The sequence below is a fragment of the Micromonospora sp. NPDC093277 genome, from assembly GCF_044765245.1.
GTDB lineage: Bacteria > Actinomycetota > Actinomycetes > Mycobacteriales > Micromonosporaceae > Micromonospora.
This window is the reverse complement of the sequence record NZ_JBIWJO010000002.1, coordinates 614,313-632,849: the sequence shown is the minus strand read 5'-3', so window position 1 is coordinate 632,849 and position 18,537 is coordinate 614,313. Positions and strand designations below refer to the sequence as shown.

At 68.5% G+C, this 18,537-nt stretch carries 17 protein-coding genes; 10 read left to right on the top strand and 7 right to left on the bottom strand.

The window, feature by feature from the left end:
* The first annotated feature begins 36 nt into the window (after positions 1 to 36).
* A complete protein-coding gene (locus tag ACIRG9_RS07515) occupies positions 37 to 4,983 on the top strand; it encodes a phosphodiester glycosidase family protein (protein ID WP_402851621.1) in 4,947 nt (1,648 codons plus the stop codon).
* 226 nt (positions 4,984 to 5,209) lie between these two features.
* Here the strand turns inward: ACIRG9_RS07515 and ACIRG9_RS07510 are convergent, their stop codons facing one another.
* Positions 5,210 to 6,436: an epoxide hydrolase family protein gene (locus ACIRG9_RS07510; protein ID WP_402851618.1), complete on the bottom strand. Its 1,227-nt coding sequence runs from the start codon at positions 6,434 to 6,436 to the stop codon at positions 5,210 to 5,212.
* A gap of 174 nt (positions 6,437 to 6,610) precedes the next feature.
* On the opposite strand from ACIRG9_RS07510, the gene ACIRG9_RS07505 reads away from it, so the two are divergent.
* Positions 6,611 to 7,393, top strand: coding sequence for a glycosyltransferase (locus tag ACIRG9_RS07505; protein WP_402851615.1), 783 nt, complete (start codon positions 6,611 to 6,613; stop codon positions 7,391 to 7,393).
* A complete protein-coding gene (locus ACIRG9_RS07500) occupies positions 7,390 to 8,103 on the top strand; it encodes a polysaccharide deacetylase family protein (RefSeq protein WP_402851612.1) in 714 nt (237 codons plus the stop codon). The genes ACIRG9_RS07505 and ACIRG9_RS07500 overlap by 4 nt, the downstream gene beginning before the upstream one ends.
* A 69-nt stretch (positions 8,104 to 8,172) precedes the next feature.
* On the opposite strand, the gene ACIRG9_RS07495 is transcribed toward ACIRG9_RS07500, so the two are convergent.
* A complete protein-coding gene (locus ACIRG9_RS07495) occupies positions 8,173 to 8,502 on the bottom strand; it encodes a hypothetical protein (RefSeq protein WP_402851609.1) in 330 nt (109 codons plus the stop codon).
* A gap of 161 nt (positions 8,503 to 8,663) precedes the next feature.
* Here ACIRG9_RS07495 and ACIRG9_RS07490 point away from each other — a divergent pair, with 161 nt between their 5' ends.
* Positions 8,664 to 9,407, top strand: coding sequence for an SDR family NAD(P)-dependent oxidoreductase (locus tag ACIRG9_RS07490; protein ID WP_402851915.1), 744 nt, complete (start codon positions 8,664 to 8,666; stop codon positions 9,405 to 9,407).
* Positions 9,408 to 9,491: 84 nt separating this feature from the next.
* Here the strand turns inward: ACIRG9_RS07490 and ACIRG9_RS07485 are convergent, their stop codons facing one another.
* From ACIRG9_RS07485 to ACIRG9_RS07475, 3 genes are all read right to left on the bottom strand, one after another.
* Complete coding sequence (locus tag ACIRG9_RS07485; RefSeq protein ID WP_402851606.1) at positions 9,492 to 9,989, bottom strand: YcxB family protein; 498 nt, start codon at positions 9,987 to 9,989, stop codon at positions 9,492 to 9,494.
* Positions 9,990 to 10,124: 135 nt separating this feature from the next.
* Positions 10,125 to 10,490 carry a transcriptional regulator gene (locus ACIRG9_RS07480; RefSeq protein ID WP_402851604.1) on the bottom strand — a complete coding sequence of 122 codons (366 nt, stop codon included), beginning with the start codon at positions 10,488 to 10,490 and terminating at the stop codon, positions 10,125 to 10,127.
* The gene (locus ACIRG9_RS07475) at positions 10,487 to 11,182 is read right to left on the bottom strand and encodes a hypothetical protein (protein ID WP_402851601.1); all 696 of its coding nucleotides are present in this window, start codon (positions 11,180 to 11,182) and stop codon (positions 10,487 to 10,489) included. Before ACIRG9_RS07475 ends, ACIRG9_RS07480 begins: the two co-directional genes overlap by 4 nt.
* Positions 11,183 to 11,327: 145 nt before the next feature.
* On the opposite strand from ACIRG9_RS07475, the gene ACIRG9_RS07470 reads away from it, so the two are divergent.
* The 5 genes from ACIRG9_RS07470 to ACIRG9_RS07450 all read left to right on the top strand — a co-directional run bounded on the left by ACIRG9_RS07470 (position 11,328) and on the right by ACIRG9_RS07450 (position 16,501).
* Positions 11,328 to 12,323 carry a DUF1152 domain-containing protein gene (locus ACIRG9_RS07470; protein WP_402851598.1) on the top strand — a complete coding sequence of 332 codons (996 nt, stop codon included), beginning with the start codon at positions 11,328 to 11,330 and terminating at the stop codon, positions 12,321 to 12,323.
* 172 nt (positions 12,324 to 12,495) lie between these two features.
* On the top strand, positions 12,496 to 13,332 hold the full coding sequence (locus ACIRG9_RS07465; RefSeq protein WP_402851596.1) for a fructosamine kinase family protein: 837 nt from the start codon (positions 12,496 to 12,498) through the stop codon (positions 13,330 to 13,332).
* A 217-nt stretch (positions 13,333 to 13,549) separates the two neighbouring features.
* Complete coding sequence (locus ACIRG9_RS07460; RefSeq protein ID WP_402851593.1) at positions 13,550 to 14,608, top strand: hypothetical protein; 1,059 nt, start codon at positions 13,550 to 13,552, stop codon at positions 14,606 to 14,608.
* Positions 14,609 to 14,724: 116 nt separating this feature from the next.
* Positions 14,725 to 15,813 (top strand): sensor histidine kinase, encoded by a 1,089-nt coding sequence (locus tag ACIRG9_RS07455; protein ID WP_402851590.1) that lies wholly within the window; start codon positions 14,725 to 14,727, stop codon positions 15,811 to 15,813.
* A 4-nt stretch (positions 15,814 to 15,817) separates the two neighbouring features.
* Positions 15,818 to 16,501, top strand: coding sequence for a response regulator (locus ACIRG9_RS07450; RefSeq protein ID WP_402851587.1), 684 nt, complete (start codon positions 15,818 to 15,820; stop codon positions 16,499 to 16,501).
* Positions 16,502 to 16,532: 31 nt separating this feature from the next.
* Here the strand turns inward: ACIRG9_RS07450 and ACIRG9_RS07445 are convergent, their stop codons facing one another.
* The gene (locus ACIRG9_RS07445; protein ID WP_402851584.1) at positions 16,533 to 17,216 is read right to left on the bottom strand and encodes a TetR/AcrR family transcriptional regulator C-terminal domain-containing protein; all 684 of its coding nucleotides are present in this window, start codon (positions 17,214 to 17,216) and stop codon (positions 16,533 to 16,535) included.
* 122 nt (positions 17,217 to 17,338) lie between these two features.
* Here ACIRG9_RS07445 and ACIRG9_RS07440 point away from each other — a divergent pair, with 122 nt between their 5' ends.
* Positions 17,339 to 17,809, top strand: coding sequence for a hypothetical protein (locus ACIRG9_RS07440; RefSeq protein ID WP_402851581.1), 471 nt, complete (start codon positions 17,339 to 17,341; stop codon positions 17,807 to 17,809).
* Positions 17,810 to 17,917: 108 nt separating this feature from the next.
* Here ACIRG9_RS07440 and ACIRG9_RS07435 read toward each other — a convergent pair whose 3' ends face one another.
* Positions 17,918 to 18,526: a class I SAM-dependent methyltransferase gene (locus ACIRG9_RS07435; protein ID WP_402851578.1), complete on the bottom strand. Its 609-nt coding sequence runs from the start codon at positions 18,524 to 18,526 to the stop codon at positions 17,918 to 17,920.
* Between the last annotated feature and the right edge of the window lie 11 nt (positions 18,527 to 18,537).

Sequence of the window (18,537 nt, the reverse complement as noted above, 5' to 3'; positions counted from 1 at the left end):
CTCGTGCAGGTACCGGGCGAAGGGTGAAAGAGGGCAATGAAACTCTTGCGGAAGAGAAGTCAGGCGATCCTGGTGGTTGCGGCGGCGTCCGCCCTGGTGGTGGGCAATGCGCAGTCGGCGTCCGCAATGGGAGGTTTCAGCCCCACCTCGCCGATCACTGCGACCCCGATCAACCAGAACACCCAGCAGATCGCGCCAGGCGTGGTTCAGAGCGACTACATCTTCAACGACCGGGACGGCCAGCGGATGGAGTCCCACGTCCTGGACATCGACATGCCGAAACGCCCCGAGCTGACCATCGAGGCGGGCCTGCCCAACGACGGGAAGGGCAGCCCCTGGTACGGCATGCAGCCGATGAGCAAGCAGGCCGCAGCGGCCACGCGTCCCGGCCACCAGGTCATCGCCGCTATCAACGCCGACTACTACAACATGTCTGACGGCTACCCACTGGGTGTGGTCGTGAAGGACGGCACCGTCCTCAAGGCCGACATGGCCGCCAACTGGTTCTTCTTCGGGATGAAGAAGGACGGCAGCTACCTGATGGGTGACCGCACCCTGTTCAACCAGGTCAAGAACGACCTGCAACAGGCACTGTCCGGTGACGCGCAGGTCATCAAGAACGGTGCCCGCGACGAGAACCAGATCGCCACCAAGGGCGCCCCCAACAACCTCGACCCGCGCATCGGCATCGGCGTCAGGCGCGACGGCACCATGTTCTTCGCCGAGATCGACGGTCGGCAGACCGGTTTCAGCCGCGGCCTGACCATGTCGGACTTCGCCGACTACATGCTGTCCCTGGGTGCCTACAACGCGATCCACCTCGACAGTGGCGGCAGCGCGACCTTCGCCACCAGGACGCCGGGCACCGACACCGTTCAGGTCGTCAACCGCCCCTCTGACGGCGAGGAGCGTCCGGTCGCCAACGGGTTCCTGCTGGTCTCCTCCGCGCCGATGGCCCACGAGTTCGCGTCTGCCGCTGTCGCCCCGAACGGGATGACCGTCACGCCGAACTCGACCGTGCAGTTCTCGGCCAAGGGACAGGACGCCACCGGCGCGTCGGCGCCCATGCCGACATCCGGGCTGAGCTGGAGCCTGGCGGATCCCGCGTTCGGCACAATCGACGCGAACGGGCTGTTCACCTCGACCGGCAGGCAGGGCCAGACGCAGGCGATCCTGTCCCACAACGGGAAGCAGGTCGGCTCGGCCTGGGTCGAGGTGGCGCTGCCGGACACGCTCGCCTTCGGGCAGGCAGAGATCAGCCTCGACTATGGGGCGGTGAAGCCGCTCGGGCTGACCGCTCGTTACCAGGGCCGTGACGTGCGGCTCAAGCACGGCGACATCGCCTGGGGCGGTATCCCTGTCGGGATGGGCACGATGGATGACGCGAATGTCTTCCACGCCGCGTCGTCGGGCAGCTTCGACACCCAGGTCACCGCGACCCTCACCGGGGGCGGCTTGCAGGCGTCGGTCCACGTGCTGCTGGGCCAGCTACCCGTCGTGCTGTACGACTTCGAGGACGGCATCGGCGACTGGAAGGCCAGCACGGCAGGCCGCGGTGAGGTCAGCCAGCTGCAGTGGAACACCTACCCGGATGCCCTGACCCGGTTCGGCGAGCATGCGCTCCAGGTGAACTTCGACTTCACCAAGGGCCAGCTGAATGCCACCCTCGGCGCCTACGCCGGGCCCGCGACCAGCAAGCCCATCCCGGGCCGCCCGAAGGCGATCGGGGCCTGGGTGCACGGGACGCCCGAGGCCCAGGGTTACTGGCTGCGCTGCTACATCTATGACGCCAAGGGCCAGTTCCAGCCGATCAACTTCACCACGCAGACCGAGGGCATCGACTGGCTGGGCTGGAAGTACGTCGAGGCGGAAATCCCCGACGACATGGTCGGCCCGTTCACCACCTTCCCCAACCAGATGTTCCGCATCATGGCGCTGAAGTCGGGGATGCCGGACGGGAACCCGCTACGCAAGGGGTCCATGGCGATCGACAACGTGCGGGTCACCTACGGCGCGTCCGTTGACGACATGTTCCCGCCGATCGTGCACGGCATCAACGTCGACGGCGGGACCTTCACGAGCTCGCAGGTGGAGATCTCGACGTCCTTCGACGAGGACACCACCGACAAGCACGCCACCGGGATCAACTACGACCGGGTGCGGATGTGGGTTGACGGCACCGAGTACACCAACGCCGAGGGCGTCTACGCGCTCAACAAGGGCCTGAACACGGTCGGCTTGTCGCACCTGAGCTTCGCCGACGGTATCCACCGGGTCGACGTCAACGTCCAGGACAACTTCGGGAACGAGACCGTCAAGACCGGCTACTTCACGGTGAAGACGGGCTCGGGCACCTCGGTCGGGCTGTCCTCCCCGGACGCCGTAGCCAGCCTCGGCGGGACCTACCGGCTGAACCTCACCACCACCGACGCTGCCGATGTCACCCGCGTCGACACGAAGATCCGGATCGGCAAGGACTTCCCGGTGACGGGGGTCGACTTCGCCGCGTCGGCGTCGGGCAGCACGTGGGGCTATGACGCTGCCACCGGCGTCCTCACCCTGCACGTGGTGAACTCGAATGCCGCGGCCGGGCCCGCGACGCTGGCGGCCGTCAAGGTGTCGGTGACCGGCGACGTGGCACCCGGGACCAAGCTGAGCTGGGAGGTCACCGGCTCGACAATCGGCTATGCCAGCGACCGGCCGTCGAAGTTCGCCCCCACCTTCTCGGCGCGGCCGGCGTCGGTCGATGTCGTCGCCGCGCTGAAGCTGGCCGTCAACAGCACCGTGGTCGGACGGCCGGGGGCGGTGACCGTGACCGATGCGGCCGGCAAGCCGGTCGCCGGTGCCACGGTGACGATGCTGTTGGCCGGCAAGCCGACCAAGCTGGGCACCACGGGTGCTGACGGCGCTCTGACCTCGGCGCAGCTGACCGACACGGTGAAGAAGTACGACCTGTTCGCCCAGACCGAACAGGGCAGGTCGTTTGCGATCACCACGCAGTCGTTCCCGCCCCTGAAGCAGCAGGCACCGAGCAACATCATGGCCGGTGCGAGTGCCGACCCGGCGACCACCAAGACCATCACCTGGATGTCGAACCCGCTGACCTCCCGGGACGCCGCGGTGCTGCAGGTCGCCACGAAGGCCGCCTACCGGGCCGGCGGCGAGGCCGCGTTCACCAGCTTCGACGGCACCGCCAAGGAGCTGACCTACGCCGGCTACGAGGACATCGCGCAGAACGGCGTCGTGCGCTCCCACTCGGCCACGGCCACGAAGCTGGCCGCCGGGACCGACTATGTGTACCGGGTCGGCGACGGTGTCAGCTGGTCGGGCGTGCGCGAGTTCACCACTACCAGCGACGCGACCGACTTCACCTTCAGCGTGTTCGGCGACACCCAGTCGCCGGACCGCGCCGGCCTGGCCCAGTTCGACAAGATCCTGACCTCGATCGAGGGCCAGGCGAAGCTGCCGGACTTCACGATGCACGTGGGCGACTTCACCGATGACGCCGGCAAGTTCGCCCAGATGGATGCCATCGCGGGCCTGCTCAGCGACCACGAGAAGATCGGGTCCGCCGACATGGTCCGGGTGCTCGGCAACCACGAGTACATGGGCGACGACGGGTCCAAGGCCGTACGCATCTTCGGGCAGCCCAACAACGGGTCGAAGGCGAACCCGGACGGCACCTACTCCATGGACTACCAGAACATGCACGTCGCGGTGATCGGATGGACCGACGACGCGGCCACGCTGAAGGCCGAGCTGGACTGGCTGAAGCAGGACATGACCGCCTCCGACAAGCTGTGGAAGGTCGTGGTCACCCACCAGCCGCCGTACGCGACCAACCCGGAGGACTCCGACCTGTTCAGGGCCCTGGCGCCGGTGGCCGACGAGCTGGGCATCGACCTGGTCTTCTCCGGGCACGACCACTCCTACGGCCGGACCGACCCGCTGAAGGCGGGCGTGAAGACCGACGGGGGCACCGTGTACGTGGTGACCGGGACGACCGGGCCCAAGCACTACTCGGCCGTGAACGACGGCAGCTTCGCGGTGATGGACGACGGCCAGTTCGCCATGTACGTCACCGTCGAGGTCGCCGGAGGCAAGCTGTCGCTGATCGCGAAGCGGGCCGATGAGTCGATCATCGAGGAGTACAGCCTCGTCAAGGACGTCGACTCGCCCGTGGTCACCGTGTCCGGTGTCGCTGACCACGGGGTCTACAACCACGCGGTGACCCCGGTGGTGAAGGTGACCGACGCCCACGCCGGCACCACCACGGTGACGCTGAACGGTCGCCCCTACGACGGTCGCCCGATCGAGGCGGACGGGAACTACGAGTTCAAGGTCGTCGCGGTTGACAAGGCGGGGAACCGAACGGAGTCGTCGGTGGCGTTCGTCGTGGATCGGACGGCGCCGGTCATCACGGTGAACGGCGTCACCGACGGTCAGGTGGTGAGGCTGAACCAGGCCGTGCCGGTGACGTGGAGCGCCAGTGACGCGACCTCCGGGGTCGCCGAGTCCCGAGGGGACGTGGCCAGTGACGAGCAGCTCGACACCAGGACGCCGGGACCGCACACCGTTCGCTTCACCGCCACCGACCGCGCCGGCAACACGGCAACAGTGGCGATCACCTATCGGGTCGAGTACGTGTTCGGCGAACTCGAGGATCCACTGAGCGACACGACCGCACCGTTCAAGGCCGGCCGGGTCATCCCGGTGAAGTTCGTCCTGACCGATGCCGCCGGCAAGCCCGTGTTGGATGCCGCCCCACGCGTCTTCGTCGCATCGGTCACCGATGGGCAGGTGGGCACCGAGACGCCGGCGACCTCGGCGTCCGGCAAGGATGCCAACCTCATGCGTCTGGCCGAGACCAGTGGCCTGTACGCGTACAACTGGAGCACGAAGGGGCTTGCCGCGGGCGACTACCGGGTCCGGATCGACCTGGGCGATGGGGCGGTGCACACGGTGACGGTGCGGCTGCAGTAGGGACAGCCGGCCACCGCCGCCTCGATCGTCGGCCGTAAACCGACACTCAGGGGGTTGCATGCCGCCGGGCTGGGACCGCGTGTCACCGCGCGTCCGAGCCCGGCGGCACCCGGCCGAAGCGGCGCGTGGAAACACGCTGCCCTCCGCAGGTTGCTTTATGGAGTGGACCCGGTCTCCCGCACGGGCCTCGCTCCGCCAATCAACCCCCGACAGTTGATGGCCTCGACTAGCGGAGCGACCGGAAACCCGCACGAAGCTCTTCGGAGAGGAGCTGCGGTTGTTCCCAGGCCGCGAAGTGCCCGCCCCGGTCGAGCCGGTTGTAGTGGATGAGACGGGGGTACGCCCGCTCCGCCCAGCTCCGCGGCGCCTGGTAGAGCTCATCCGGGAAGACGCTCACGGCGGTTGGCACGGAAACGCCCTTCGCGGACAAGAAGGACAACTTGTTCTCCGCGTAGAGACGAGCCGCAGAAATCCCCGTGTTCGTCAGCCAGTAGAGCGTGATGTTGTCGAGGATGTCGTCTCGCGTGAGGCCGCCGGGCTGGTCGGCGAAGGCCCGGCAGATCAGCTCCAGGCTGGCCGCGTCGTGGTCCAGCATGAAGCTCGCCAGAGCGATGGGTGAGTCCGCGAGGCCAGTCAACGTCTCGGGTCGCGTCCCCATCACGAGAGCGTACGCTCCGTGCTTCCAGAAGAAGTCGAGTTGCCCGCAGGCGCGCTTTTCCTCCTCCGAGAGGTTGGCGGGCAGCTTGCTGGGCGCCTTGTTGATCCCGGTGATGTCGGACTGGATCAGTGCATCGATGTCGGGCGGAACCGTACCGGGCATGTTGGTGTGAATGCCGAGCAGTTCCGGAGGTGCCTGCAGACCGATGAGGTCGGTGATGAGCGCGCCCCAGTCGCCGCCTTGGGCGACGAATCGGGTGTAGCCGAGGCGCTTCATCAGTTCGATCCAGGCACGTGCGATGTGCTCCGGGCCCCAGCCTGGCGTGGTCGGCTTGCCGGAGAATCCATAGCCCGGCAGGGACGGGATCACCAGATGGAAGGCGTCCGACGCGCTCGCGCCGTGGGCCGTGGGATCGGTGAGCGGGCCGATGATCTTCAGCTGCTCGATGATCGAGCCGGGCCAGCCGTGTGTGACGATGAGTGGCAGGGCGCCCTCGTGTTTCGATCGGACGTGGATGAAGTGGATGTCGAGCCCGTCGATCTCGGTGATGAAGTTCGGTAATGCATTCAGCCTCGCCTCGACCTTGCGCCAGTCGTACTCCTTCTCCCAATAGCGCGCGAGCGCCTGGCTTGTTTCGAGCGGTACGCCCTGCGACTGATCATCGACGGTCTGCCTCTCGGGCCAGCGCGTGGCCCTGATGCGCGTCCGTAGCGCCTCGAGTTCCGCCTCGGGGACCTCAATCGTGAACGGTCGGACACCTGCGATACCCACCCGCTCTTCGGTCTTGACAGCCACACGGGCCTCCGTTCCTCGCCAGAGACATCCGAATACCACCTCGATCGCCGTCCACACCTGGCTGTCGCCTGCCTCCTAGGGGGAAGCCCGATGCGCCTAGGGGGGACAGCCCCCGGCTGAAGTCGGGGGAGTTCCGGATCGTTTCGGCGGATCCGCCGCCCAATACTGATTCGCATGCCAGAGAGGCCCAGGTTCACCGTCGTCATCCCGTGCTTCAACGAGGCCGGTTATCTCACTGACGCACTCCTGTCCCTGCAGAAGCAGGACTTCGACGGAGTGTGCGAGGTCATCGTGGTTGACAACAACTGCACGGACGAGACCGCGGACATCGCCCGCGACCTCGGCGCGCGAGTGGTGGTCGAGCCGGTGCCCGGGGTGTGCAACGCCCGCCAGCGCGGCACGGAGGCGGCGCGTGGTGAGATCATCGTCTCCACCGACGCCGATACGGTCCACAGCCGCGATTGGCTCAGCCGTATCGACGCCGGGTTTCGCAGCGATGGCCGCATCGTCGCGGTCGTCGGCCCTTGCCAGTACGAAGACGGTCCTCGGTGGGGCCGGCTCTACGGCCGGATGCTGTTCGGAGCGGTCAACGGCGTCTACCGACTGACCGGCCGCGCCGTTTACGCGAGCGCGACGAACATCGCTTTCCGCCGCGAGGCCTGGACGGGTTATGACACCAGCCTGACGCAGGGCGGCGACGAGCTCGACCAGCTACGTCGGCTACGGAAGAAGGGGCGGGTCGTCTACGACCATGACAACCCGACCAGTACATCGGGTCGGAGGCTCACCCGCGGGCTCGCGTACAACCTGTTCGTGACCCTGCCGGTGCACTACCTGCTGACCTACGCCGTGAACCGGATCGCGGGGCGGCGCGTGCTCGGATCGGCGCCGGCGTTCCGCGACCACGCGGGGTCGTTCGAGGTAGCCCTGGCGGCCGGCCGCGAGGAGGCCCGATGATCGTCCTGATCGGGCTGTTGCTGCTGGCCATCGGCGCGGCGTACTGGCTGCTGATGTCGCCGTTCGCCCCGTCTTCGCGCGATTACCCCTACCGTGGCCCGGCCGCCGAACGAGTGGTGGCGTTGACGTTCGACGACGGCCCGAACGAGCCGTACACCTCCCAGATCCTCGACATCCTGGCGGCACGCGGCATCCGGGCGACCTTCTTCCACGTCGGACGGTGCGTCGAGCGCCACCCCGAGGTCGCCCTACGCGCGATCGACGCCGGCCACGTCCTGGGCAACCATTCGCTGAGCCACCGGTTCGGCACGTACCTGCGGCCGAGAGCGTACGAGCGCGAGGTCGAGCGGACCCAACGCATCCTGGCGCGAGTCACCGGCCGAACCCCGGCGCTGGCCCGCACACCCTGGCTGTGGCGCCAGCCGGGCCTGCTGCGGATGTTGCGCCGAGGTGGCCTGCATCCGGTCGCCGGTGAATTCGGCCATGCGCTGGAGGTGTTCCAGCCGTCCGGCGTGCGGATGGCCCGCCGCGCCGTCGCCAAGACGCGCCCCGGCTCGATTCTCATCTTCCACGACGGGTTCGACAGCCGGGGCGGCAACCGCGCCGAAACGGTCGTAGCGGTGCGGGAGACGATCGACGGGCTGCTGGCCCGAGGCTACCGGTTCGTGACGGTGGACCAGCTGCTCGGCGTGTCGGCGTACCAGGCGTAGCTGCCCGCCTCTCGGCGCCACGGCCGCTTGTCGGACTCGCACAGCACTTGGAGAGGGCCACCGTTCGCGCTACTGCAGCTGTGCGGGTGTCTTCTTCCGAGCCGCCTGCACGCCGCTGCTGACCAGCACGTACAGCATTGACAGCCCGGCCAGCCCCATGATGCCGAGGCCAGCGTTCTTCACCAGGTTGGACAGGCGCTCGCTTTCGGCCTTCTCCTGGTCGTAGTCGTTGGTGCGCGTCGCGCCGTTGGTGACGTGCTCGCACGTGTCAGTGGTCCTCATGACGCGGTCGCCGCAGCGCAGCTCGTCGCCCTCTCCGATCCCGCCGAACGCGTAGACGCCCCAGCCGAGCAGCACGCAGATCCCGGGCAGGACGAGACGGCCGATCAATGTCTTCACGGCGGGCACTCTACTGCCGCGGGGCTCGATCGGCAGCCCTGCCGTCGCGGCCGGCGATGACGCTCTTCTGCCGCTGGCAATGCACGCCGGCGGTGGCGCAGCCGAACGCAGCGTCCGACCGCCGCCAGACGGCTGGCCCCTTGTCGACCAGGCTTTCCGGCATGCACAAGACACTTGACGGCAAGGTAGCTCTGGTCACCGGTGGGGGTCGTGGCATCGGTGCCGCCGTGGCGTTGCGCTTGGCCGAGGAGGGCGCCGATGTGGCGCTGACCTTCCAGCAGAATCAGCAGCGCGCCGACGACGTGGTGGACCAGATCAAGGCCGCGGGACGGCGGGCGGTCGCCGTGCAGGCGGACAGTTCCGACCCGGCGGCGGTGGTCGCGGCCGTGGACCGGGTCGCCGGGGAGTTTGGTCGATTGGACGTCCTGGTCAACAATGCCGGCGCGTTCCTGCTCGGACCGGTGGAGCAATTGAGCCTGGAAGAGTTCGAACAGACTGTCGCGGTCAACATCCGGGCACCGTTCGTCGCTTCGCAGGCCGCGGTACGCCACATGGCGGCCGGTGGGCGGATCATCAACATCGGCAGCAACATGGCCGAACGGGCAGTCTTCCCGGGCTTCTCGCTGTACGCGATGAGCAAGACCGCCCTGATCGGCCTGACCAAAGCGCTCGGGCGCGAGCTCGGCGGCAGGGCCATCACGGTGAATCTGGTAAATCCAGGAGCAACGGACACCGAACTGAACCCGGCCGACGGCCCCAACGCCGACGCGATCAACGGGTTCACCGCCCTGGGGCACTACGCCGAACCAGCCGACGTGGCCGCCGCGGTGGCGTTCCTCGCCGGCTCGGACGGGCGCTACATCACCGGGGCGACGGTCAACGTCGACGGCGGCTTCACCATCTGATCGTCGGCTCCCCGCCGCCCCTTGAGCACGGCTACGGCCCGTTCCTCCAGCTGGAACGGGCTGTAGCTTGTGCCGGTCCTGAGTTCACCGAGGCTGGAGCAGCCCGCGTTTGGTCATATGGGCCCGCAACGTCTCGGCGTCCTCGGCGGACATCAAACGGCGAGGGATCACGGTCGCGGGCATCCGGCCGACGTACACGATCCAGAACTCAGGGGTGTCCCTTACCCGGGCGACCCCGTCCCAGGCGATGCCGCCGGACTCCGAGCCGCTGCGCATCATGATGTTGTCGTCGGTGATGTCGTAGGCGCCCTCGACCGCGTACTGACTGGAACGGCGGCGGGCGCGCAACCGCACCCACGGCGAGTACAGCATCGACAGCAGGCCACCCACGACCATCGCCATGAACAGCGGTGAGACCTTGTCGCCCCACCCGAACCCCAGCGAGACAGCGAAACCGATCGCCCCGACCGCCGCCAGCACCGCGCCGATATAACCGTACTTGCGTAGTCGAACACTGCTGAGCGCAGCGGCCACGCGTCCTGGGTAGGCGGGATCGGCTGGGACGTCAAAACGGATGTGCACGCCAGAACGATAGTGCCCCCACCTACCCCCGGGCGGCGCCTGGCTCGCGCCCCGCTGGTCGGATCTCGCGGCCGGCGCCGCCGAGCGGCACGGCGGCTCCGGTTGCGAGCGGGTGTCGGCGGGTCGGTGCGATGGTCATCGGTCCCGCGGGGTGTCGGTGGTCTGGACCCGCGCGATGAGCAGCTTCAGGCGCTCGATCTCTTCGGCGAGGGCGGTGTTGCCGGCGGCGGTGAGAGTGATCCAGGTCCGGCCACGCCGTCCGGCGTAGCCCTTCTCGACCTGGACCAGGCCGGCGTTCTCCAGCACGGTCAGGTGCTGGGAGAGGTTTCCGGCGGTCAGTTCCAGCTGGGTGCGTAGGTAGCCGAACTCGACTCGGCGGGCCTCGTGCGCGATGGTGAGGATGCCGAGCCGGACCCGTTGGTGCACCACGTCGTCCAGGCCGGTGACCGGGTGCGGGGATTCAGTCTCGTCCGGATCGGGGGTGTTGGCGGGGTCGGTCATCGGGGCCGCCGCAGCCGTTGCGCCAGTGCGAAGCCGGCGCTGCCCAGCAGCAGTGTGCCGCCGTTGATGACCAGCTGGGGTATGAACCAGGTGTGTGGGCCCCAGTGCGTGCCCCAGCCGAAGTTGATCGGCACCAGCACCACCGTCAGGTACCCGATGGCGAACAGCAGCAGCGCGACGTGCCGCTCCAGCCAGGCCAGCACCAGCAGGGCCAACCCGATCGCGCCCGGCGGGTCGAGCAGCCGGAACAGGGACTGGGCGAGGGCGGACGGCTCCTCCGGGAAGGTCAGCGGGTTGAGGCGGACCCACACCGCCGCGAAGGCGAAGCCCAGCCCGACGAGCGCGATGCCGATGACGGCGTAGGGCAGCACCCGGGCGTCCACGCCCCGGGCCCGGGCCACCCGCAGGTACCCGCCGGCGATCACCAGATACGCCAGAGCCAGCGCCGCCAACCAGTAGAACGTCACGGTCTGGAGCCAGACGTTGCACACCTCGCCGTCGTTCACCGTCTGGCAGTCGCTGACGACATGGCCGTACCGGTACGCCGGGATCGCTCCGAAGATCACCAGGGCCAGCACCAGCAGCGGCAGCCATGTCACCCGCTGGTCAAGACGGACCCGGCGCGCGAGGTCGCGCGCGTCAGCCAGTAGCCGGCGGGGGTCACCGCCGGCGGGTACCGAATCAGTGGTCATGCCAATAGGTTTGCACAACAAACCGATTGGCGCTACTAAAACCGGCCCGAGGGCGGTCACGACGACGTGACCGCCCTGGCGCCCGATCGCTGTTGCCGGTCGCAGGGGGCCACGAGGGCCTGGACGCGTGGTTGATCATTGGGCGGTGCCCAATCCTGTCGCGCTGCCCGCCGAACCCGGTGCGTTCTCGTTGGCCGTTCCGCCGCTGTTCGCCGCGCTGGCTCCGGCGCGGAGCATCCTCATCGCCGGCGCGGGCGGGGGGTTCGACGTGTACGCCGGCCTGCCGTTGGCGTTCTCCCTGTGGCGCGGCGGCGCGCAGGTGCACCTGGCCAGCCTGTCCTTCTCCCAGCTCGAGTTGATCGACCGGGACGCGTGGGTGGCGGAGCACGTCGTGGCGGTGCGGCCGGACACGACCAGCCCGGACTGGTACTTCCCCGAACGGACGCTCGCCCGGTGGCTGGCGGCTCACGAGATGCCGTCGACCGTGTACGCCTTTCCGCCGCTCGGCGTCCAGCCGTTACGGGCGGCATACCGGTACCTGATCGAACAACTCGACATCGACGCGGTGGTGCTGGTCGACGGCGGCACCGATGTCCTGCTGCGTGGTGACGAAAGCGACCTCGGCACCCCCGTGGAGGACATCACCAGCCTGGCCGCCGTGGCCGCGCTGGACGGGCCGGTCAAGCTGGTGTCCAGTCTCGGTTTCGGGATCGACGCCTACGACGGCGTCAACCACGTCCAGGTGCTGGAGAACCTCGCCGCACTCGACCGCGACGGGGGTTACCTCGGTGCCCTGTCCATCCCCGGTTCCAGCTGGGAGGCGGCGCTGTACCGCGATGCTGTCGCCGACGCCCAGGCCGCCACCCCGGACCGGCCGAGCATCGTCCAAGGGCAGATCGCCGCCGCCACCAGCGGCGCGTTCGGAGACGTACGCTTTACCCGGCGCACCGACGGAGGCGACCTGTTCGTCAACCCGCTGATGGCGATCTACTTCACCGTCGACCTCGACAAACTCGCCGCCCGATGCCTTTACCTCGACCGCATCGAGAACACTGTCGGCAGGCGACAGGTCATCACGCGCATCCAAGCGTTCCGCGACGAACTCCTCAGCGCGCGCATCCCCCGCGCGTTTCCCCACTGAACGCCCGGACGGCGGTATGCCGGGTCGTCGGACCTCGACCACGCAGGTCGGTCCTCCGGAGGCGGGCAACCGTTGTTCACCTAGGATCTGGCGAACCAGCACCCCGGACAGGGAGGAGCCGGTCATCGTACGCTCGACGGAGTTTCTGCTGGAATGCCTGCTCCGGTCCGGGATGCGTGACGTCGTCACGGTGGAGCCGGCGACGGGTGGGCTCGCCGCGCTCGCGGGCATAGCCACCCGCCGGAACGCGCCGTCGGTGTTCGTCAAGGCCTTCGCCGACACGCCGGCCGACGACGTCTTCGTCGCGGAGGCCGAAGGGCTGGCCGTCCTGCGCGAGCTCGGCGGCGTGGCGACACCCGAGGTGATCCTGGCGGACCGGGATCTGCTCGTGTTGTCGATGCTGCGGCCGAGGCCGCGCAGCGAGACCTTCTGGGAGCAGTTCGCGCACGCGCTCGCCGGCCTCCACATGAGCACGACCCATCCTCGTTTCGGATGGCACCGCGACAACTGGCTGGGCCGCCGCCGGCAGATCAACACCTGGACTGACGACGGCTTTGCATTCTTCGCGCAGCACCGGCTGCTTCGGTGGCTCGGGCAGCCTCGGGTCGAGGCGGCACTCGACGCCGGAGACCGGGCGGCGCTGGAGCGGCTGTGTCACCGGCTGCCCGACCTGCTGCCGGACCGGCCGGCCTGCCTGACGCACGGCGACCTGTGGGCACAGAACGTCCTGGCCACCCCGGACGGGCAGCCCGCGCTGATCGACCCGGCCGTGTCCTACCTGTGGGCGGAGGTCGACCTCGCCCACGTGTGGTCCACCGCGCCCCCGCCCGAGGCGCAACGGTTCTTCGAGGTCTATGCGGAACTGACCTCCCTCGATGGCGGCTGGCGGGCCCGCATGCCGATTGTCCAGCTGCGACAACACCTCGCCGTGCTGGCCCAGTTCGACGACGACTGGGGCGCGGGCGACCAGGTCCGCGCCACCCTTGCCCCGTTCCGGACGCGAGCCTGACCGGAGACCCGACGGTTGGCCACGGCCACCTCGCTGGGGCAGATGACCGATCGGTTTCGGCTTGCTGATCCTCCCTACTGTTGTCTCGATGGATACGCGAGGCGCGGTGGATCTGAGCACGCTGCGGTCGGACGCGGACTCCGTACCGTCGCCGGAGTCCGGCCGGACCGGTCCATCCGGGCTGAGCTGGGCGCGAATCGCGCTGGCCGGGGCGCTCATGCTCACCGGCGCGTTGACTTTCGCCTACTCCTCGATCATCTATCGGAACGGATCGCAGGGCGACCTCGAGATCCCGCAAGACTCGGGCTCGGTGCAGGTCATCGTTCCCTCCGCCACCAACTCTGTGTCGGGAACCGTGACCTTCATCGGCAGCGACGACTACTACCTCAACGGTGGGCGGGCCTATCCAATGGCCGTGCAGCTTGAGCTCAGAATTGCCGCCGCGGACTCCGCCGACCTCGCCCGGGTCTGCCTGCAGCTCACCGGCGACGCAACACTCACCACGATGCCACCGGACCCGGAGCTGGCTACGGCACCTGGGCGCGTCACCGCCGATGGGCGCGAGGTCGATTCGGCGACCGTGCTCAGCTTCTTCCACGTACCAGATCGCGAGGAGCGCAAGCAGCTGATCCTTCTCGAGCCCCCGGCGAGAAGCTTCACCACCTTCTCACAGGGCAGCATGATCAAGGGGCAGGCGATCGACGGCTGGCTCGACTCTCGGCAGCCCGGCTCACTGGACGTGCGGCTGTTCCTGCGAATGGCGGGCACCTTCGCCACCCGTGACGGCGTACGCACCACGCTCTCGCCGCCGTCCGTGCCGAGGGCGGTCGCGGATCGGAACCTCTTCGACGAGTTCGTTCGGACCAGGGGTCAGTCCAACGCAACTGTCCACGCGTCGCAGTATCAGGCGCAGGTCACGACTCAGGAACTTACCGAGCAGCTGCAGTTCGACGAGCTGTCCGCGACCGATCGCCGGCCGCCCACCGTGCCGCCCGCATACCGACTGGACGTGTACCCGCCCGGTATGAAGGACCCCAATCTGCTGAGCTGGCCGGCCACCGGCCCCGGCGTCGTGAGTATCGTTGACCGGCGTGGCGAGAAGCGCGCCTCTCAGCAGCTCTTCCTGGCCGGCGTTGGATACGGCGTCGCGCTGGCCCTGGCGCCGCTCGGGGCCCAGTTGATGCCATGGCTCGCCATCCTTCGTGCGGCGCGGCGGCCGGCTGGCACTCAGGTACGGCCGCAGTGGGGGCAGGGGCCGCGTCGGCGCAGGTGGTAGGCGAGGGCGGGCGGCTTGAGCACCTGCCATCCGGCAGGCGGCCCCCTCTGGGAGCGGATGTCGATGTGCCGTTCGGCACGGGTGCGGACCGGCGGCCGGGGTCTACCCTCGATCCCATGCACGGGCTGGACAGGCGTGGGGTGGCCGCAGCCGGGGCGGGCGTGGTGTCGATCGCCGCCGACGCCGCGGTGCTGGCGTGGGGCAGACCGTACTCCGAGGGCATGACCCTGGCGAACATGCTGGCTCTCGTGGAGACGGTCGTGCTGCTGGCCCTGACCGTACTGGTGGTGCGGGGCTCGCGGGCCCCCGTCGCGATCGTGGCCGGAACCCTGACGGGACTCGCCGTTCCGCTGTGGCTGCTGCGATTCGGCATTCCGACCTGGTCGACGCAGTCCGTTGGCGGCTACGCCGCCTGGGCGATGCTCCCGGTGCTCGCCGTCGTTGTCGGGTTGTACCTGCGGGCGCTGGACAAGCGCGGCACCCGGGCGGTCGCCGCGGCCCGCCGCGTCCAGCGGCTGGAGTTGGCCGATGACCTGCACGACTTCGTCGTCCACGACATCAACGAGATGCTCCTGCAGGCACAGGCTGGGCAGGTTCTTGTCGAGGGTGCCGTGGCTGGGGCCGGAGTCGGGGACGTGCTTCGCCGGATCGAACGAACAGCGCTACGCGCGTTGAGGACCGTGGACCGTACCGTCCATCTCCTCCATGCCGAGGCGGCCAGCGAGTCCGATGCGAACAGCGTGCCGCGACTGCCGAAACCCACGATGGACGACCTGCCGGGGCTCGTCGACCGGTTCACCGCCACCGGGCCGATCACCGCCCACCTCGCCCTCGACCCCGAACTGGCGCCGGCCACCGGCGCATCACCCGTCTTACCACCCGAGGTTGCCACGACGGTGTATCGGATTGTCGTGGAGGCGCTCACCAACGTCCGCCGGCACGCCACCGGCGCCGAGCGTGTCCAGGTGACGGTCGCCCGAACGACCGGCGACCGGGTTCGGGTTGAGATCTCCGACAACGGCGGGCTGGCCGGCCGGGTGCCCGCCGGACCGGGGCGCGGCGGACACGGGCTGGCCGGTCTGGCCGCCCGAGTGGAGGCCCTCGGCGGCACGCTGAGCACCGGACCGGCCGAGTCGGTCGGCTGGCGGGTCACCGCGGCTCTTCCGCTGCACCCGCGTCCCGCCGCCGCCCCGATCGGGCAGTAACACCATGACGGACCACCGGATCAGGATCCTCATCGCCGACGACCAGGAGAACATCCGCGTCGCGTACCGCATCATCCTCGACGCCCAACCCGACATGATCGTGGTCGGCGAGGCCGCGGACGGCGCCTCGGCCGTCGAGCAGGCCCGCCACCTTCGGCCCGACGTGGTGCTCGCCGACATCCGGATGCCCCGGGTGGACGGCCTGGAACTCACCCGTATCCTCGCCGGCCCGCAGGCCCCCGACCCGCTCCGGATCGTCGTGGTGACCTCGTTCGACCTCGACGAGTACGTACACGCGGCGCTGCGTAACGGAGCGTGCGGCTTCCTGCTCAAACGGTCCGGGCCAACCCTGCTCACCGAGGCCGTACGCGCCGCGATGGCCGGCGACGCGCTCATCAGCCCGCAAGTCACTGTCCGCCTACTGCGGCACCTGACCACACCGCCAGCTCCAGGGCCCCGCAACGCGGAGCCGATGCCGCTGACCACGCGCGAGCGCGAGGTCGCACGGCTGGTCGCCCAGGGCCGGACGAACGCCGAGATCGCGGCCGAGCTGTTCATCGCCGCTGGCACCGTCAAGAACCATCTCGCCGGAATCCAGCAGAAACTCGGGGTCCGCAACCGGGTCGGTATCGCCGCCTGGATCTGGGAAGCCGGCGATGCCTACCAGAGCGGACCCACCGCACGTTGACCTGCGCCGGCCCGATGGCCTCGGAGCGTGGTCAAGGCGACTGCGCGTCACCGGCATCCAGTGCGGCGTAGCCGCCGAGCAGGATGTCGACAGCTTGTCCGAACCGCTGGTCGAAGTCGAGCCCGGCGCGGGTGCGGATGACCTCGGTGAGGTTCGGGAACTCGTGCGGATCGAGGTCGTCGGCGTGTTGGTCGAGGTCGGGCTCGGAGCCTTCGTGGCCGGGTGTCTGGCCGACCTCGGCGAGGGTGTGCCCGATGGTGAAGGTGGCCAGCACGTTGACCACGTCCATAGCCCGGCCCAACGGGAGCCCGGCCGCCCGCATCACGGCCAGCCACCGCTCCGACATGCGCAACGCGTCGGGGGAGTTCACCGGCCGGGTGGCGGCCAACGGCAGTACCCCGGGATGGGCCAGCAACGCCGCCCTCAATGCATGGGCGAACCGCCGCATCCACGGCACCCACGATCGTGTCCGGCCCGGGACCGGCTCCTCCAGTCCGGCGAAGGCCAACACCATGACCCGATCGACGAGCCCGTCGAGCAGGGCATTCTTGTTCGGAACGTAGTGGTAGAGCGTCATCGCCTCGACACCCAGGTGTGCGCCCAGCTTCCGCATCGACAAGGCGGGAAGCCCGTACGTGTCCAGGTACTCCAACGCGGCGTCGAGTACTCGTTCGCGGCTCAAGCCCGCCTTGGTGCCGGTACGGCGATCTGCCACGGCCCACTCCTTGACCCCTCTTACGGCGTAAGACACACTATCAATCAAGTGCTGTCTTACGCCGTAAGAGAGTGGCGCCGCATCCGGTGGATCGCCGCCGGAGGGCACCCATGGAGGCCAACATGCTCGCGCTCGCGCTGGCCCTGCTCCTCACCACAGTCGCCTACTTCCTCGTCACCACACTGGTCGACCTGTACCCGTTCAACAACGTGCGGGACGCGAAGCGCTCAGAGCAGGTGGTGGAGATCCTGGTGAATGCGCCGGTGATGACGCTGCCCGCCGCCCTCCTCGTAGCGGCGGCGGCGACCTCGTTGCCCGCGCTGGGATACATCGCCGGCGCCCTCGAACTGCTCATCGCCCTCGGCGGCCTGATGCTGTGGTGGATGCCGTACCTCATCGGCGTGACCGCTCCGTGGGCGACGGCAGGAAACGGCGTCTCCTGGTCGCAGTTGCACGCCCGCACCTACGCGCACACCCTTACCGTGCTGCCACCCATCGGCGACCGGCCACGGCCAAACCTCGAGCACATGATCTTGCATACGCTGATCCTTGCCGCGGCGGTATGCACCTTCGCCGCGGCCGCCTCGCTGTGAGCGCCCCAACCACCGCGAACGCCACCATCCAGAAGGAACTGCGGGAATATCTGTCCCATGAAATTGGAAGCAGAATGACGAGGGTGCACTTGGGCTCGCGGACTCCGCTCAGACGTCGGCCGCGATCGCGGCGATCGCGGCGAGCGGCCGGTGAGTGCCGTCGCTGGGGCGCCGAACATGCTCGACTGTCGTGAAGCCGGCCCGCGTCAGCCGCTCCGAAAGTTCGTCAACGGGCCAGCGATAGGCTGTCACAACCTTGTGGTCAAAGGCGCTGACCTCATCGCCGTCGAAGAAACCGACCACCAACGCTCCGTCCGGGGCCACCGCTCGCCGGAACTCGGCGAGCACGCCCCCGAGATCCTCCGGCGGTAGATGGATCAACGAATACCAGGCCAGGATGCCGGCGACGGAGTGGTCCGCAACGTCGAGCGTTTCCATCGACCCAAGCTGGTACTTGCCGTTCGGGTGGGCCGTCCTTGCATGGGCGATGAACTCGGGAACCAGGTCAATTCCCTGCGCGTCGACGCCCAGCGAGCGAAGGTGGCCGGTGATATGGCCAGGTCCACAGCCCAGATCGAGCACCGTGCCGGACCGGTTCGACAGGTGTCGCTCGATGAAGGCGAGGTCATCGACGTGTACTTGTTGACTGCTACCGAACAGCTCGATGTAGAGGTCCGCGACGGACGAATACGCCTGCCCCACGTGCTCCAGGTCCACCGCGTGACTAT